General features: G+C 64.4%; 18 protein-coding genes. 11 read left to right on the top strand and 7 right to left on the bottom strand.

Features of this window, described 5'->3' with window-relative positions; translation table 11 throughout:
• Positions 1-58: 58 nt before the first annotated feature.
• Positions 59-1,447, bottom strand: a complete 1,389-nt coding sequence (locus GTP69_RS05055) for an MFS transporter (protein ID WP_161053838.1) — start codon at positions 1,445-1,447, stop codon at positions 59-61.
• Positions 1,448-1,531: 84 nt separating this feature from the next.
• Between GTP69_RS05055 and GTP69_RS05050 the strand changes: the two genes are divergently transcribed.
• From GTP69_RS05050 to GTP69_RS05020, 7 genes are read left to right on the top strand one after another with little or no spacing between them, the layout of a single operon-like run.
• A complete protein-coding gene (locus GTP69_RS05050) occupies positions 1,532-2,398 on the top strand; it encodes a LysR family transcriptional regulator (protein WP_161053882.1) in 867 nt (288 codons plus the stop codon).
• 40 nt (positions 2,399-2,438) lie between these two features.
• Positions 2,439-3,227 carry an MlaE family ABC transporter permease gene (locus tag GTP69_RS05045; RefSeq protein ID WP_202424294.1) on the top strand — a complete coding sequence of 263 codons (789 nt, stop codon included), beginning with the start codon at positions 2,439-2,441 and terminating at the stop codon, positions 3,225-3,227.
• Between the two features lie 4 nt (positions 3,228-3,231).
• A complete protein-coding gene (locus GTP69_RS05040; RefSeq protein WP_161051350.1) occupies positions 3,232-4,200 on the top strand; it encodes an MlaD family protein in 969 nt (322 codons plus the stop codon).
• Positions 4,197-4,847, top strand: coding sequence for a hypothetical protein (locus GTP69_RS05035; RefSeq protein ID WP_161053837.1), 651 nt, complete (start codon positions 4,197-4,199; stop codon positions 4,845-4,847). Before GTP69_RS05040 ends, GTP69_RS05035 begins: the two co-directional genes overlap by 4 nt.
• Positions 4,844-5,353 carry a DUF2867 domain-containing protein gene (locus GTP69_RS05030; RefSeq protein WP_161053836.1) on the top strand — a complete coding sequence of 170 codons (510 nt, stop codon included), beginning with the start codon at positions 4,844-4,846 and terminating at the stop codon, positions 5,351-5,353. The genes GTP69_RS05035 and GTP69_RS05030 overlap by 4 nt, the downstream gene beginning before the upstream one ends.
• Positions 5,354-5,384: 31 nt before the next feature.
• On the top strand, positions 5,385-6,347 hold the full coding sequence (locus GTP69_RS05025; RefSeq protein WP_161053835.1) for a nucleoside hydrolase: 963 nt from the start codon (positions 5,385-5,387) through the stop codon (positions 6,345-6,347).
• 3 nt (positions 6,348-6,350) lie between these two features.
• Positions 6,351-6,695, top strand: coding sequence for a translation initiation factor Sui1 (locus GTP69_RS05020; protein ID WP_161053834.1), 345 nt, complete (start codon positions 6,351-6,353; stop codon positions 6,693-6,695).
• Here GTP69_RS05020 and GTP69_RS05015 read toward each other — a convergent pair.
• The gene (locus GTP69_RS05015; protein WP_161053833.1) at positions 6,692-7,318 is read right to left on the bottom strand and encodes a cysteine hydrolase family protein; all 627 of its coding nucleotides are present in this window, start codon (positions 7,316-7,318) and stop codon (positions 6,692-6,694) included. The two genes, GTP69_RS05020 and GTP69_RS05015, sit on opposite strands and share 4 nt — an antisense overlap.
• A gap of 88 nt (positions 7,319-7,406) precedes the next feature.
• Between GTP69_RS05015 and GTP69_RS05010 the strand changes: the two genes are divergently transcribed.
• Complete coding sequence (locus GTP69_RS05010) at positions 7,407-8,360, top strand: GlxA family transcriptional regulator (RefSeq protein WP_161053832.1); 954 nt, start codon at positions 7,407-7,409, stop codon at positions 8,358-8,360.
• On the opposite strand, the gene GTP69_RS05005 is transcribed toward GTP69_RS05010, so the two are convergent.
• Positions 8,361-9,617 carry a DEAD/DEAH box helicase gene (locus GTP69_RS05005; protein ID WP_161053831.1) on the bottom strand — a complete coding sequence of 419 codons (1,257 nt, stop codon included), beginning with the start codon at positions 9,615-9,617 and terminating at the stop codon, positions 8,361-8,363.
• A gap of 42 nt (positions 9,618-9,659) precedes the next feature.
• Positions 9,660-10,034: a hypothetical protein gene (locus GTP69_RS05000; protein ID WP_161053830.1), complete on the bottom strand. Its 375-nt coding sequence runs from the start codon at positions 10,032-10,034 to the stop codon at positions 9,660-9,662.
• Between the two features lie 74 nt (positions 10,035-10,108).
• Between GTP69_RS05000 and GTP69_RS04995 the strand changes: the two genes are divergently transcribed.
• Positions 10,109-11,101 carry a dipeptidase gene (locus tag GTP69_RS04995; RefSeq protein ID WP_161053829.1) on the top strand — a complete coding sequence of 331 codons (993 nt, stop codon included), beginning with the start codon at positions 10,109-10,111 and terminating at the stop codon, positions 11,099-11,101.
• Here the strand turns inward: GTP69_RS04995 and GTP69_RS04990 are convergent, their stop codons facing one another.
• Positions 11,102-11,707, bottom strand: a complete 606-nt coding sequence (locus GTP69_RS04990) for a TetR/AcrR family transcriptional regulator (RefSeq protein WP_229260812.1) — start codon at positions 11,705-11,707, stop codon at positions 11,102-11,104.
• 57 nt (positions 11,708-11,764) lie between these two features.
• On the opposite strand from GTP69_RS04990, the gene GTP69_RS04985 reads away from it, so the two are divergent.
• A complete protein-coding gene (locus GTP69_RS04985) occupies positions 11,765-12,319 on the top strand; it encodes an isochorismatase family protein (protein ID WP_202424291.1) in 555 nt (184 codons plus the stop codon).
• Here GTP69_RS04985 and GTP69_RS04980 read toward each other — a convergent pair.
• A complete protein-coding gene (locus tag GTP69_RS04980) occupies positions 12,225-12,683 on the bottom strand; it encodes a hypothetical protein (protein ID WP_161053827.1) in 459 nt (152 codons plus the stop codon). The genes GTP69_RS04985 and GTP69_RS04980 overlap by 95 nt on opposite strands.
• A 78-nt stretch (positions 12,684-12,761) precedes the next feature.
• On the opposite strand from GTP69_RS04980, the gene GTP69_RS04975 reads away from it, so the two are divergent.
• Positions 12,762-13,130 carry a MerR family transcriptional regulator gene (locus GTP69_RS04975; protein ID WP_161053826.1) on the top strand — a complete coding sequence of 123 codons (369 nt, stop codon included), beginning with the start codon at positions 12,762-12,764 and terminating at the stop codon, positions 13,128-13,130.
• Here the strand turns inward: GTP69_RS04975 and GTP69_RS04970 are convergent.
• A complete protein-coding gene (locus GTP69_RS04970) occupies positions 13,123-14,940 on the bottom strand; it encodes a DUF4153 domain-containing protein (RefSeq protein ID WP_161053825.1) in 1,818 nt (605 codons plus the stop codon). The genes GTP69_RS04975 and GTP69_RS04970 overlap by 8 nt on opposite strands.
• Positions 14,941-14,975 lie beyond the last annotated feature (35 nt).

The raw sequence follows: 14,975 nt of genomic DNA, 5'->3' as shown, positions 1-14,975 counted from the left end.
CCGCTCGCTTTTGCTTCGACGCTCGCATCACAACTTAGGGGTCTGACCCCGTACGGGGTCAGACCCCGCGTGGCCGTGCGGGTTTAACGTAGCGGTACACCAGGCATAACGCGCCTGCGTATGCCGCTGCGATCAGCGTGAACGCCAGCGGCAGCCGCATTCCCCACGCCGGCGCCATATGCATCACCGTCCCCATCATCGCCACGCCAACCAGCGCGCCGATCTGGCGATTGGCATTCAGCGCCGCTGCTGCACTATTGGCATGCAACTTGCCCGCCACCAGCATCACCGTCGCCGTCATGCCCGGTATCGCAATCCCGATCGCCACATTCATCAGCACCGCCGCCGTCACCAGCTGCCAGTACGGCGACTCCGGACGCAAGCCAAACAGCATCACCAGCGCCATGCCCAGGCCAACCAGCAAGCCATACATCATCGGCGGCCGCGTGCCCACACGCGCCGTAATCCGGCCCGAAGTCAGGTTACCAATCGCGAAAGCCGCCATCATCGGAATCAGTTTCACACCCGTTTGCAGCGCATCCGCCCCGCCCTGCTGAATGAATAAACTCAGCAAGAACAGCTGCCCGAACACCGCAAAATTAATCAGGAAGCCCACGCCATTGGCCGCCGCAAACGCCGGCGTCTCAAACAAGGCCTTGGGCAGCAAGGGATGCGCGCCGGCCCGCTCGCGCCGCACCAGCAACGCGGCCGCCGCCAGCGCAACCACCGCCGCCATCAACACCGCCGACGAAGTCCAGCCCAGCGCCGGGCCCTCGATCAGCACAAAACTCAAGGCCGCCAGCGTCACCACGCCCAACACATGACTCAGCATCGACAGATCGCGCGCATGGCGCGCCGTGGCCGGCGCCAGCATCTGGGTCAGCACAATCCCCACCACGCCAATCGGCACGTTCACCCAGAACACGCTGCGCCAGCCAAATTCGTGCACCAGCAGCCCACCCACCAACGGCCCCGCCGCCGACGAACAGCCGACAATCGCCGACCACGTCCCCAGCATGCGCGCCCGCGTGGCCTGATCCTCATAGGCGTGCGTCAGCAAACTCAAAGAGCTGGGCATGAACAGCGCCGCACCCACGCCCTGCAACAGGCGCGCCGCAATCAGCGCATGGCCGCTGGGGGACACCGCGCACAGCACCGAACCGAGGATGAACACACTCAATCCGCCCTGATACACGGTCTTGGGGCCGAAGCGGTCAGCCAGCGCGCCACCCGCCATCAGCAGCGCGGCAAAGGTCAGCGTGTAGCCGTCCACCACCCACACCAGGCCGGTCAGCGGCACCGCCAGACTGACGGAAATATCGGACAACGCCGTGTTGACGGCGGTGACATCGATCATCGCCATCACAAAGCCGATGGCCAGCGTCATCAGCATCAATAAAGGAGGTACCTGGCGGGCTGGCGCCGCAGTGGAAATGGAAGTATTCATGCTCGCATGGTAGGCCGCTTGCGTGATGCAGTAAATACGCATAACATCAGCACTCTGATGCAAAAATGCATCATGGAGAACACCATGGACTGGGACAACGCCCGCATTTTCCTCGCCATCTACCGCAAAGGCACGCTGCGCGCCGCCGCTGCGCTACTGGACATCGACCAGGCCACCGTCGGCCGCCGCCTCAACGCGCTGGAAAAATCGCTCGGCGCGCGGCTGTTCCTGCGCACCCCGTCCGGCTACCTGGCCACGCCGGCCGGCGAACTGGCCGTTACCGCCGCCGAAAAGATGGAACAGGCGGCGCTGCAATTCCAGCGCGAGATGCAAGGCATCGACAATCGCCTGTCCGGCAGCGTGCGCGTGACCACCTCGGACACCATGGCCGCCCATTTCGTCATCGCCGCCATGCAGCGGCTGCACGTGATGCATCCCGAAATCCGCATTGTGCTCAGTACCAGCACCGAAATCACCAGCCTGACGCGGCGCGAGGCCGACCTGGCGGTGCGCACGCTCAAGCCCACCAGCCCGGACCTGATCTCGCGCCACCTGACCCGGCGCAGCATGGGCCTGTACGCCACGTCGGATTATTTGAAGGAGCGCGGCATGCCGGTGCCGGGCAACGGCCTGGCCGGGCATGACATCGTCATCTACCAGGCCTCGGTGGCGCCGCGCCATCAGGAAAAGATCTGCATGGAGCCGGTGCACAACGCCCGCGTGGCGATGGAAGTCAACAGCGGCCTGGCGCTGCTGGAGGCGGCGCGGCTGGGCATGGGCGTGACCGAGCTGCCCTGCCACATGGCCGACGGCGATCCGCGCCTGGTGAGGCTATGGCCGGAGCGGGTCGACCAGTACGACGTCTGGCTGGTAACCCACAGCGATTTAAGCCGCAGCGCCCGCGTGCGCGCCGTGGCCGACGCCATCATCGACACCTTCCCGGAAAAGTAACGTACACCAGTTTCACGCCCTGCGGTGCTAAGATGCCAACATGAGTATGCAAGCATCCCTTCCCAACCTCCTGCAACGGCTGCAGCACGGCACGGTCGCGTGGCTGCATAGCTGGTGGCGGCTGCTACACTTTGCGGTGCTGATGTTCTCCGTCGCGCTGACGCCGTCCAGCTATGGCCGCGACAGGCGTCCGGTGCTGGCCGGCCATCTGGTGGCCGACACCGCCCCCAACCTGGCCTGGTACGGCGTGCTGTCGGCGCTGGTCAGCCTGGTGTTGATCCGCATCGTGGTGGTCACCTCGCTGAGCTACGGCCTGTCGCGCTTTGCGCTGGAAATGGTGGTGCGCGTGCTGGTGCTGGAACTGATCCCGCTGACCGCCGCCGCCTTTGTTGCGCTGCGCACCACCCTGCCCGCCGGGCTGGAATTCTCGCAAGGCCGCAGCGCCGACCGCCAGGTAACGGAGCAGGAGCTGCACAACGACTTCTTCCCGCGCGTGGCGGCCGGCATCTTCGCCGTGTGGATGCTGGCGGCGGTCAGCTGCGTGCTGACACTGATCCTGGCTTACCTGTCGCTGTACGGCTTTACGCCGTGGGCGCTGACCGGCTACACGCGCGTGGTCGGGCAGGTCTTCAATCCCGCCGTGACGCTGATCCTGGTGCTGAAGATCGTCTTCTTCAGCTTTGCCGTCGGCCTGATACCGATGGCGTCCTCGTTCTACTTCGGCGCCAGCTACCGCAACAAGGTCACGCACGGCCTGTCGGACATGGTGCGGCTGTTTGCCGTGATCCTGCTGATCGAAGTCGCGTCGCTCATGGGTAACTACTACTAAAACTATGACAGAACCAATCAATCAAGCCGCCCCTGTGCGCAATGCTGAATTCAAGGCCGCCCTGCTGCTGGTGCTGATGGCGGTGCTGGTGCTCGGTTCCGCCCTGTACCTGCTGTACGCACGCGGCGCATTCGAATCGACGCAGACGCTGATCCTGCAAGCCGAGGACTCGGAAGGCGTCAGCGTCGGCATGGACGTCACCTTCGCCGGCTTCCCCATCGGCCGCGTGCGGCGCATTGAACTGAGCAAGGAAGGCAAGGCACGACTGGTGGTCGACGTGCCGCGCGACGACGCCCACTGGCTGCGCAGCTCCAGCATCTTCACGCTGGAACGGGCGATTGTCGGCGGCGCCAAGCTGCGCGCCTTCAGCGGCATTCCGACCGATCCCCCGCTGGAAGACGGCGCCACCCGCTCGCTGCTGGTGGGCGATGCGGCGGCCGAAATTCCGCGCCTGCTGTCGGCGGCTAAAGACCTGCTGCAAAACCTGAACGATCTGACAGCGGAAAATTCCGCGCTGGCCGCCAGCCTGGCCAACGTGGCCGGCGTCACCGGCAAGCTGAATGGTCCGCATGGCGCCATGGGCCTGATCGCCGGCGACGACAAGAACGCGCAGCAGTTGACCGAACGCGCCAACAAGCTGCTCACCACCGTGAACGCGCTGACGCTGAAGGCCGATAGCCTGATCGGCCACGCCGACGAACGCGTCTTCGGCCAACAAGGCGTGCTGACGGATGCACAGGCCACCATCGTCCAGCTCAACGGCCTGCTGGCCGATGCGCGCAACTCGCTGAAGAAAATGGACGCGGTGCTGGTGGAGGCGCAGGCGGTGGCGTCCAACACCAAGGAAGCCACGGCCGATCTGGGCACGTTGCGCGGCGAAGTGGAAAGCAGCTTGCGGCGCGTCGAGCAGCTGGTCAATGAAATCAACCGCAAATGGCCGTTCAAGCGCGATACGGAGATCAAGCTGCCATGAAGAAGCGCATTGTCATCACCACACTACTGCTGGCCGGCTGCAGCAACAACCCGCCCGTGCCGGACTGGCAGATGAATGCCAAAAATGGCATCGACCGCGCCACCGCCGCCTATATGGAGGGCAACACCCGCGTGGAAGCGGCCGAATACAAGCGCGCCCGCGACGCCTTGTCCAGCACCGGCAAGGTCGATCTGATCATCCGCGCCGAACTGACGCAATGCGCCGCCCGCGTGGCCGCGCTGGTGTTCGAGGATTGCGCCGGCTTCGACAAACTGGCGCAAGACGCCAGCCCAGCCGACCGCGCCTATGCCGCTTATCTGGCCGGCCGGGCCACCGCCAGCGACGCCGCCCTGCTGCCCGCACAGCACCAGCCGGTGGCCGCAGCGGCCAACGACGCAGCCGCCGCCAGCGCCGTGCAAGCCGTCACCGATCCCTTTTCGAAGCTGGTCGCCAGCGGCGTGCTGCTACGCGCCGGCAAAGCCAGCCCGCCGGTATTGGCAGGCGCTGTGGACACCGCCTCCGCCCAAGGATGGCGCCGGCCGCTGCTGGCCTGGCTGGGCGTACAATCCATGCGCGCAGAACAAGCCGGCGACAGCGCCGAAGCCCAACGCATCAAACGCCGCATCGACCTGATTACCGCAAAATGACTACCGCCACCATCGCCACCACGGCCATACCGCAACATACCGAAATCGCCCAGCACCTGCGCGGCGCGGACTTCCACGATTGCTACCAGACAGACATCGCACCGACCTCCGAGTCCGCGCTGGCGCTTTACCTGAAAGTGGTGGCCGCCACGCCACGCTGGGTCAACGCCATGATGACGCTGCGTAACCGCATCGTGCAGCTGGTGGGCCTGAAAAACCTGGGTGCGCTGGGCGACACCGACAGCACCAAGCCGGCCAGCGCCTACCGCGTAGGCGACCGTGTCGGCATCTTCTCCATCGTCTACCTCAGCGAGCAGGAAGTCATCTTGGGCGACTCGGACAAGCACCTGAAGGTGGAAGTCTCGGTCTGCAAGCTGACCGACAAGGTGGCCGTCAGCACCGTGGTGCACACCCGGAATGCGCTGGGCCGCATCTACATGCTGTTCGTGGCGCCGGCCCACCGCCGCATTGTGCCGGCCACGCTGAGGAACGCCCGCTTCCTGTAAAATCCCCGCTTCCAACGAATCGAGGACTTACATGGCTTACAACCTTGCCCGGCCGCTGCGCGGGCTGTTCACCGCATTCGCGCTGTCTTGCGCGATGCTGGCGCAGGCCGCGCCACAAAAAGTCATCGTCGACATGGACATCGGCGACGACATCGATGACGCCTTTGCCCTCGGCCTGCTTCTGCAAAGCCCGGAGATCGAGATTGTCGGCATCACCACCGCCTGGGGCGACACCGCATTGCGCGCGCAACTGCTGGAGCGCATGCTGCGCGAAACAGGCCACAGCCAGATCCCGGTCGCACAAGGCGTCCGCACCACCAACAACCCGCAGCCCTTCACGCAAGCCCGCTACGCCCAGCGCGGCAAAGCGCTGCCGCCGGTGGACGCCATCGGTTTCATGCTGGACCAGATCAAGCGCCAGCCCGGCCAGATCACGCTGCTGGCCCTCGGCCCGCTGACCAACATCGGCGCCGCCATCGAGCGCGATGCCGCCACCTTCGGCAAACTCAAACAAGTGGTGATGATGGGCGGCTCGGTGCGCAGCGGCTATCGTAAATCGCAATACGTGCCATCGCGCCCGGCCGACAAGGAATACAACATCGTCTCCGACATCGCCGGCGCGCAAAAGCTGTTCACCGCCGGCGTGCCGATCGTGATGATGCCGGTCGACTCCACGCAAATCCGCCTGGATGAAGTGGAACGCAACGCCCTGCTGGGCCACGGCTCGGCGGTCACGGATCAACTGGCGCTGCTCTACCACCAGTGGATCGACGCCTACCAGCCCTGGTCCAGCAATATGCCCTCGCTGTTTGACGTGGTGCCGGTGGCGTGGCTGCTCGATCCCGCCGTCTGCCAGCTAACGCCGCTGCATATCGTGGTGGACAAGGACGGCTACACCCGCGAACAGGCGGGCAAGCCGAACGCGCAAGTGTGCCTGGCTTCGGACCAGAAGCGCTTCTTCGAGATCTTCATGCCACGACTGTTGAAAGACTAAGCCATGGCGCTCGTCTACTCCACCGAAACGGGCCGCATGTGCCCTGACTGCCGCAAGCCGCTGACCGACTGCGACTGCAAGAGCGCCGCCAAGGCCAAACCGGCAGGCGACGGCAATGTGCGCGTGTCGCGCGAATCCAAGGGACGCGGCGGCAAGACCGTCACGCTGGTGCGCGGCCTGCCGCTGGACGCCGACGCGCTGGCCGCATTGGGCAAGCAGCTGCGCAGCGCCTGCGGTTCCGGCGGCACCGTCAAGGACGGCGTGCTCGAAATCCAGGGCGACCATTGCGAACGCGTGATGGTCGAACTGACTAAGCTCGGCCACAAGCCCAAACGCGTGGGCGGTTAGCCCGCAGCCTGCCCGCCCTGCGCACGCTGGACCGACAGGTAGATATTGTCGCGCTCCAGCGCATTGCCCTCACCTAATGCGGCGATCCACGCATCGGTGCTGCCCACGGCGGCAAAACCGGAATGGAACACCGTGCTGAATATGCGGTGTATCTCCTCTGCGCTGGCTTTGCCGGCCGCGTTCTCATAGGACGGCGAACCGCTGGCGTCGCTCAGGAACTCCACCGTCAATCCCTTGTGCGCGGCCTCGTATATGGTGGCGGCATCGCAGTTGTGCGTCATGTAGCCGACGATGGTCAGCGTATCGATGCCATGCGCCGTCAGCCACTCCGCCAGACCGGTGCCGGTGAATACGCTGGCATAGGTCTTGTTCACATGGAGGCTGGCCGCGCGCTTCGCCACTTCGTCGTGCAACTGCCAGCCCGCCGATCCCTTGGCGAAAATCGGCGACTGTTCCGGCGCGTCGTGCTGCACCACCACCACCGGGATATCGGCGGCACGGGCGGCATCCATCGCCCGCGTGATATTCGGCAGCGTCACGTCCACCGGCGGATATTCAATCTTCATCTTCCCGCTGAAGTATTCGTTTTGCACATCAATGACGATCAAGGCTCGGCGCATCATATTCTCCTGTTGGTTAATGAGGCCATTTTGCGCCTTGCGGCACCTCGCCGACAGCGGCCCGAAGGCAAACATACGATATAATCGGGCCATGAACGCGTCCATTGCAAAACGCCACCGCATCGCCGTCATCGCCTTTGACGGCATCACGCCCTTCCACCTGTCCTTGCCAGGCATGGTGTTTCGCGACGCCGCGTTCGACCTCAGAATCTGCTCGCCCGATCCGTCGCCGCTGCGCACCACCGGCGGTTTCGATATCAGCGTCCAGCATGGACTACAGACGCTCAGCCGCGCCGATATCGTCATCCTACCGACCTGGCATGACGACTACCGGCCAGCGCCAGCCGCGCTGCTGGAAGCGCTGAAACGCGCCCACAAGCGCGGCGCCCGCATCGTCGGCCTGTGCCTGGGCGCCTTCCCGCTGGCGGAGGCAGGCTTGCTGGATGGACGCACGGCCACCACCCACTGGGCCTATGCCGATGCGCTGGCCAAGCGCCATCCCGCCGTCGTTGTCGACCGCGAAGTGCTGTATGTGGATGATGATGTGCTGACCTCCGCCGGCGTGGCGGCGGGCCTGGACTGCTGCCTGCATCTGCTGCGCCAATTGTGCGGCGCCGATGCGGCTAATCAGGTGGCGCGGCAACTGGTGGTGGCGCCGCACCGTCAGGGTGGACAGGCGCAGTTCATCGAACGTCCGGTGCCGGTGAGCGGCAGTGACGACCGCTTTGCGCAGGTGCTGGACTGGGTCAACCGCCATCTGGCCGATAACCACAGCATCGACGCGCTGGCTGCGCGCGCCGCCATGAGTCGCCGTAATTTCACGCGCCACTTCCGCGACGCCACCGGCACCTCGTTCAAGCAATGGCTGCTGAACCAGCGCGTGGCGCACGCCCAGCGGCTCCTGGAAAGCAGCGACGCCTCGATCGAGCTAGTGGCGCAAGAAGCCGGCTTCGGTTCGGCGCTATCGCTGCGCCAGCACTTCCGTGCCGTACTGCTTACTTCGCCGTCCGACTACCGCCGCCAGTTCCGCGCCAGCGCAGGCTGATTATTCGCCTGCCTCGCCGGCGGCAGCGGCAGCTTCGCGCAGCTTGTCCTTCTTGCTCTTGCGCTTACCCTTGATGCCGCCGTTTTCCACGTCGGTGACTGCGCTGACCGGCGCCGCCGTTTCCGTCTGCTCGAAACCGGCGATGGTTTCGCGTGGCACGCGCTGTTCCTGGCGTTTCTCGATCAGGCGGAAATGCGGCTCCGATTCCGCCGTCACAAAGCTGATCGCCACACCGCTCTCACCCGCGCGGCCGGTGCGGCCGATGCGGTGCGTGTAGTCGACGGCGGAACGCGGCAGGTCGTAGTTGACCACCGCCGGCAAGCGCGCGATGTCGATGCCGCGCGCCGCCACATCGGTCGCCACCAGCACTTGCAAATAGCCAGAGCGGAAATCGGTCAGCGTCTGCGTGCGCGCGCCCTGGCTCAATTCACCGTGGAAGGAAGCGGCGTGGATGCCGTTGCGATTCAATTTGTCGGCCACATGATCGGCTGCGTACTTGGTGGCGACGAACACCATCACACCACGCCACTTGTGCTCCTCGATCAGATGCTTGAGCAGCATGGTACGGCGCGGCACATCGACCGCAATCGCGCGCTGCACGATATCCGGCTTGCTGGACGGCTCGGACAGCACTTCGATGCGCGACGGCTGATGCAGGATGCCATCGGCCAGCTTCTGCACCGCCGGCGGGAAAGTCGCGGAAAAAAACAGGTTCTGGCGCTGCTTCGGCAGCAATTCCAGAATGCGGTTCAATTCCTCGCTGAAGCCCAGGTCCAGCAGGCGGTCTGCCTCGTCCAGCACCAGCATGGAGACGCGCGAGATCTTCAGCGCGTTGTGGTCGATCAGGTCCAGCAGGCGGCCAGGCGTGGCGACCACGATGTCGGCGCCGCCGCGCAGCGCCATCATCTGCGGGTTGATCGAGACGCCACCGAACACGATGGCGACTTTGACCGGCATGCTCAGATGCGACACCAGCTTGCGGATCGACTCACCCACCTGCACCGCCAGTTCGCGCGTCGGCACCAGCACCAGGCCATGCAGCTGGCGCGGACCATCGCGGTTATCCAGCAGCGATTGCAGCAGCGGCAGCGCGAAGGCGGCCGTCTTGCCGGAACCGGTTTGCGCAGCGCCCAGCACATCCTCGCCGCGCAAAATGGCGGGGATGGCGGCGGTTTGAATGGCAGTCGGCTCCTGGTAGCCAATCTCGGTGATGGCGTTGAGCAGGGAGGGAGCAAGGCCCAGTGTGGAAAAAGACATATCGGCCTAAAATCAGTAAATTAGGCGCAAGTATAAAGCATGCTAGTTGCATTTCCCCCGCAGCGCGGCGATGGGGATGAACGGCAGCGCCAAATACCCACCCAGGAAAAAGGTCGACTGCCGCTTCAGGCCCTCCGAATGCAGGCAGTCCGGCACCTTGGCGTCGATGAAGGCTGCGGTCATGATGTCCGACTTGGCGACGCTGAAATCGGGCACGCTTTGCAGCAGCGGCGGTGGCGGCACCTCGGCCGCCATGGCATCGGCCACCGCCTTCTTCACGGCCGGATCGGTGCGGTCCTGCAGCGCCTTGACCTGCGCCGCACTGGCCGCCGCATCCAGATACGGATCTTTCTTGGTTCCTTGCGCATGCGCGCCGGCGCACAGCACGGCCAACAACATCAAACAGGATAAACGCATAAGAATTTTCCCCGGTGTCGATACACACGATCCATTATCATGCAAAATAGCCGTTTTGATAAAGAAAAAGTGCCATGATCAATTGGGATGCCCATGCCTGCCTGCCCCAGCACCCGCTGGCCGACTTCACGCCCGTTCGCCGACTGCATGCCGCCGGCGTCAATTACGTGTCGCTCAACGTGGGTGCGGACATGAACCCGCTGTCGCAGGTGATGTCGGTGATCGCCGGCTACCGCGCCACCATCGCCGCCGATCCGGAACGCTATGCACTGGTGTCCAGCGTGGACGACATCATCCAGGCCGCCGCCGATGGCCGCATGGCGATCAGCTTCGACCTGGAAGGCGCGCTGCCGCTGCTGGAGCAGCCGGACATGGTAGCGCTGTACGCGCAACTGGGCGTGCGCCAGATTCACTTCGCCTACAACCGCAATAACAGCGTGGCGGACGGCTGCCATGACGTCACGCGCGGCCTGACGACGCTGGGCCAGCGCATGGTGGAAGCAGTCAACGAGAACGGCATCCTGATGGATTGTTCGCACACGGGGCGCCTGTGCAGCCTGGAGATCATGAACGCCTCATCGCAGCCGGTGATCTTCAGCCACGCCAATCCGTACACGCTGGTGCAGCACGGCCGCAACGTCACCGATGAACAGATACGCGCCTGCGCGGCGACCGGCGGCGTGGTGTGCGTGTCCGGCCTCTCGTTCTTCCTCGGTAGCGCACAGCCGGACGCCAACGACGTGGCGCGTCACGTGGCCTACATTGCGGACCTGGTGGGCGTCCGGCATGCGGGAATTGGTTTGGATATCTGCTTCCAGCAGCCCGGCCTGGACGACACGCCGCCCGGCGACTTCGACGCGGAACACTGGTGGCCCGCGTCCGCCGGCTACAGCGCCGACAAGCCGCCCAGCTTTACGCCGCCGGAAGTCTGGCGCGAACTGCCGGCCGCATTGCGCCGCACCGGCATGAGCGAGACCGAGGCGGAGCTGGTCCTGGGCCGCAACATGATGCGTGTGGCGCAGCAGGTCTGGGGCACACCCGAAGCGGCGCTAGCCAAAGCCGCTTGATTATTTATGCAGGCGGATTTTCAGGTAGGCCTGCAAGGCCAGCTTGAATTCCGCCACCAGTTCGCGGCGCTCGGCCGCACTGGCTTGCGCGTACAACGGATTCAATCCCTTCACGATTTGCAGCGCTACATTGGCGGTGCGCAGCGCGTCCGCCTCCTCCATCTCCGGATTTTTCTGCCTTAACACCGCGCCGAATTGCGCCCGCAAACGCTGGCGGGCATCGGCGCTGCGCTGGTAGCCCAGCGTGGCGTTCAACAGCGTGAAATAAGCCGGATGCTCGTCAAAGAAACCGATCATCAAATCGAATACCCGGTCCGCCAGTGCGTTCACGCTCAGGTGGGCGGCATCGGTTGTCAGGCCGCTCCAGCGCTGCGCCATGTCTTCGCCATACTGTTCGCGCAGCGCGCGGGCCAGCGTCAGCTTGTTGGGGAAGTATTGATACAGCGCGCCAATCGACGAGCCGGAACGCTCGGCGATGGCGGTCATGGTGGCGGCATCGAAGCCGGATTCGGCGAAGACAGCGGCGGCGGCATCCAGCATGGCGGCCATGCGCTGCTCGCCGCGCAACTGCTGCGGCTTGCGCCGTTTTTGAGCATCTGAGGACATCCTCACATTATAGGCTACAATATATGAGGACACTCTCACATTCAAGGAGCGCATACCATGGAAACGACAGCACTGGTATTAATCGATCTTCAACATAGCAACGTGGCACGCACGCTGGCGCCGCACTCCGCGCAGCAGGTAGTGGAAAACGGCGCGCGGCTGGCGGACGCGGTGCGCAGCAAGGGCGGCACGGTGGTCTACGTGCGCGTGCTGGTCAACGAACTGCGGCCGCAGCCTGCGGACGTCTCAATCAGCCGCGATCCATCCGCCCCGCTACTGCCACCGCAGGCGTGGGAAATTGTCGACGCGGCCGGCATGCAGCCGGGCGACATCGTCATTGACAAGCGCCAATGGGGCGCCTTCCACGGCACCTCGCTGGACCAGCAACTGCGCCGGCGCGGCATCAAGACCATCATCCTGGGCGGCATCGCCACCAACTTCGGCGTGGAATCCACCGCGCGCGCAGCGCAGGACCTGGGCTACGCGCTAATGTTCGCAGAAGACGCCATGTCCAGCCTCAAGGCGGAGATGCACCAGTTTTCGGTACAGGCCATCTTCCCGATTCTTGGCCATGTGCGCTCGACGGCGGCGCTACTGGCAACCATTGGATAACACCCCACGCCAGCTCCGGCACGATAAATAGCCACAGCAGCGGCTGACCGGTAGCTGTCAGCGCCCAGATCATCCAGGTAGTGAACAGCAGCCGCGCGACGCCGTCGAAGCGGCCGTAGCGCGGCTGCGGATCGCTGATGCGCAGCGCTGCCCACACCAGCACCACACTACCCAGCAGACAGGCAAACAGCACATGGAACGGCATGAACGCGGGCAGCGCGGCGCCGCCGAGCGCCTGGTTGATGCCGTCCAGCTGCGCATGCGCGTAGGCGAAACTCCAGGGCGTGGCAAATGGCGCGGTGACCAGCAGGTCATATACAGCGCTACCGAGGACGATGCGGCGGTAGGTGGTGGATGTCAGCATGAGCTCTCCCAATGAATGATGGAGCCATGCTAAAGGCTGGAGTACACTCCAGGGTCAAGCGATATTGGGAGACTTCAGATGCAAATCGGCGAAATCGCCAGCGCCACGGGGCTAAGCCGCGACACCTTGCGCTTCTACGAGAAGCGCGGCCTGCTGCGCGCGCGCCGCAGCGCCAATGGCTACCGCGACTATCCGCCGGAGGCGGTGGACTGGCTGCGCTACATAAAACTGGCGCAAACGCTCGGCTTCACGCTGGCTGAAATCGAGGCCGACCTGCCGCTGCTGGCCGAACCGGATGCAGCCGGACCGCAATTGCGCGCGGCGCTGGAACGCAAGCTGGCCGATATCGACCAGCGCATCAACGGCCTGCACCTGCTACGCGGTGAGCTGGCGCGCCGCCTCGGCGACGACATGCAGGACTGCCCGCTGCAAAGCGCGGCTACTTGATCTTCGAGCACTCATCTTCCGGCGTGGCGCTGATCTCAAATTCCACGCGATGGCCGCCGACGTTCAGGTCTTTGTAAGGCCGGTCGGCCAGATTGAATTCGCCTTTGCGCAATTTTTCTATCACCTGCTTGCAGGCGGTGTCGCGGTAGCTCATGGTAGCGGCTACAGTCCAGTTACCGTCCGCCCCCGCTGCGAACAGGCGGCCCTGGCTTCCATACGAGTTCGCTACCAGCAGCACCTCCTGCTTGCCGTCACCGCCCACGTCGAGGATAAAGGCGTCGCATTTACCGTCCTTGCTGGTCAGGCAGTCCGGCTTGCGATCGTCTTGCATAGCCTCCCACTTTTGCGCCACAAAACTAGCCGGCAGCTGCGCGCCAGCGGGCCACACTGTCATATTGGCGACGACCGACACCGGCGCGGTCGAGCGCACCGGCGGTCGCCAGCGCTGTTTGAGATCCAGCGCCTGCACGGCGGCGGCCTCGCGCTGCAGCAGCGCAGCGTCCGGACCCGTGCTGCGCTTTAGCTCTTCCAGCGCCGCTTGCCCATATCGGCCGCCCTCAAAGCGCAGATAGCGGAAATCAAACTTGGCGGCGACGATCTTGCCCTTGGCCAGCCGCGCCATCTGGCTATGGACGCCGATGCGCGCCGGGTCGGCAATCGGTGTAAATAAGGCCAGTAACACCGCCAGCACCAGGAACGAGGTGAAGATATTCACCACCGCCAGCGGCTGCAGCCAGGTGTCGTACTGGTACGCGGCCCACAGGTAGCCGATGGCGTAGCTGCTGGCCACCAGAAGGCAGGCGGCTGCGGTCACGCGGTCCGCGGTCCAGCCATACTGCATCACCCGCAGTCCCAACGCATAGATGCCGACCATGATCACCGGCAGGATCAGGATGGCGGCGGTGCGCGCGCCCACCCGCAGCGGCAAGGCGACGATCGCCTGGCCGTTCTGGAAGGCGGCGTTGATCAGCACCAGCAGCACCGCCGCTGTGAACAGCAGCACCGACGTGGCGTGACGCGTCTCCCACAGCGCGGTCAGGCCGGTGAACGGCAGCGTGCACAGGAAGCCGGTCACCAGCACCACGGCCACCGGCAAGATCCACGACATCAGCAACAGCAGCAAGGTGCGGATGCCGCGCACGATCGACGGCCGCACGTCCGTCACATGCATCGCGCAGGAGAAGGCGGTGCAGATCACCGGCACGTTGAACCACGAATTCTCCAGCAGCTTATGCAGGAAATTCAGCTTGACCAGCATGAACAGGGTGGCGCCCATGTGCAGCACCAGGAACAGCGCGCCAACGAAGAAGGCGGAAAACAGCAGCTGTATCGCCAGCTTCCACGCCACTTCAAAATACGTGTTGTAGCTGGCGATGCGTTTGCCGTCCTGCGCGCCGGCCAGCACCAGCGCGTGGGCGATGAAGAAAAACACGCAGCTGAAGAACACCAGCAGCATGGACGGCGAGAATACCGGCTTGTCGTTCCAGTCGCCCAGCAAGGGATCGTTGTTCACCCCGCGCCACACATCATGCAGCGCCAGCACCAGCAGCACGGCCAGCGCCGCCAGCAACCAGACAACCGCCTGGCGCGGCGCCAGATGGCCAAGGCTGGAGACCAGCAATACCGGCAGTATTAGCAGCACCGCCAGCAGCGGCACCATCAGGTATGGCGCAGTGGCCGGCCACGCTACATCGCGGCCGGCGGCGTACAGCCAATACAACAGCAATCCCTGCACCAGCCCCACTGCCAGGCGTGCCGCCATCACCTTGCGGCTGACCTGCGCCTCCAGCGCGATCTCGTTGTGTTCCATCTTTTCCGTCCAATGATGATGAATTCGATTAGTTT

The sequence above is a fragment of the Duganella levis genome (genome assembly GCF_009857605.1).
GTDB classification, from domain to species: domain Bacteria; phylum Pseudomonadota; class Gammaproteobacteria; order Burkholderiales; family Burkholderiaceae_D; genus Rugamonas; species Rugamonas levis.
Note: the sequence above shows the minus strand (reverse complement) of the source record. Positions and strands in the feature narration are given on the sequence as shown.

Coding starts and splice junctions, on each gene's coding strand:
- GTP69_RS05055 (WP_161053838.1), bottom strand. CDS start 1,447: ATGAATACTTCCATTTCCACTGCGGCGCCAGCCCGCCAGGTACCTCCT.
- GTP69_RS05050 (WP_161053882.1), top strand. CDS start 1,532: ATGGACTGGGACAACGCCCGCATTTTCCTCGCCATCTACCGCAAAGGC.
- GTP69_RS05045 (WP_202424294.1), top strand. CDS start 2,439: ATGAGTATGCAAGCATCCCTTCCCAACCTCCTGCAACGGCTGCAGCAC.
- GTP69_RS05040 (WP_161051350.1), top strand. CDS start 3,232: ATGACAGAACCAATCAATCAAGCCGCCCCTGTGCGCAATGCTGAATTC.
- GTP69_RS05035 (WP_161053837.1), top strand. CDS start 4,197: ATGAAGAAGCGCATTGTCATCACCACACTACTGCTGGCCGGCTGCAGC.
- GTP69_RS05030 (WP_161053836.1), top strand. CDS start 4,844: ATGACTACCGCCACCATCGCCACCACGGCCATACCGCAACATACCGAA.
- GTP69_RS05025 (WP_161053835.1), top strand. CDS start 5,385: ATGGCTTACAACCTTGCCCGGCCGCTGCGCGGGCTGTTCACCGCATTC.
- GTP69_RS05020 (WP_161053834.1), top strand. CDS start 6,351: ATGGCGCTCGTCTACTCCACCGAAACGGGCCGCATGTGCCCTGACTGC.
- GTP69_RS05015 (WP_161053833.1), bottom strand. CDS start 7,318: ATGATGCGCCGAGCCTTGATCGTCATTGATGTGCAAAACGAATACTTC.
- GTP69_RS05010 (WP_161053832.1), top strand. CDS start 7,407: ATGAACGCGTCCATTGCAAAACGCCACCGCATCGCCGTCATCGCCTTT.
- GTP69_RS05005 (WP_161053831.1), bottom strand. CDS start 9,617: ATGTCTTTTTCCACACTGGGCCTTGCTCCCTCCCTGCTCAACGCCATC.
- GTP69_RS05000 (WP_161053830.1), bottom strand. CDS start 10,034: ATGCGTTTATCCTGTTTGATGTTGTTGGCCGTGCTGTGCGCCGGCGCG.
- GTP69_RS04995 (WP_161053829.1), top strand. CDS start 10,109: ATGATCAATTGGGATGCCCATGCCTGCCTGCCCCAGCACCCGCTGGCC.
- GTP69_RS04990 (WP_229260812.1), bottom strand. CDS start 11,707: ATGTCCTCAGATGCTCAAAAACGGCGCAAGCCGCAGCAGTTGCGCGGC.
- GTP69_RS04985 (WP_202424291.1), top strand. CDS start 11,765: ATGGAAACGACAGCACTGGTATTAATCGATCTTCAACATAGCAACGTG.
- GTP69_RS04980 (WP_161053827.1), bottom strand. CDS start 12,683: ATGCTGACATCCACCACCTACCGCCGCATCGTCCTCGGTAGCGCTGTA.
- GTP69_RS04975 (WP_161053826.1), top strand. CDS start 12,762: ATGCAAATCGGCGAAATCGCCAGCGCCACGGGGCTAAGCCGCGACACC.
- GTP69_RS04970 (WP_161053825.1), bottom strand. CDS start 14,940: ATGGAACACAACGAGATCGCGCTGGAGGCGCAGGTCAGCCGCAAGGTG.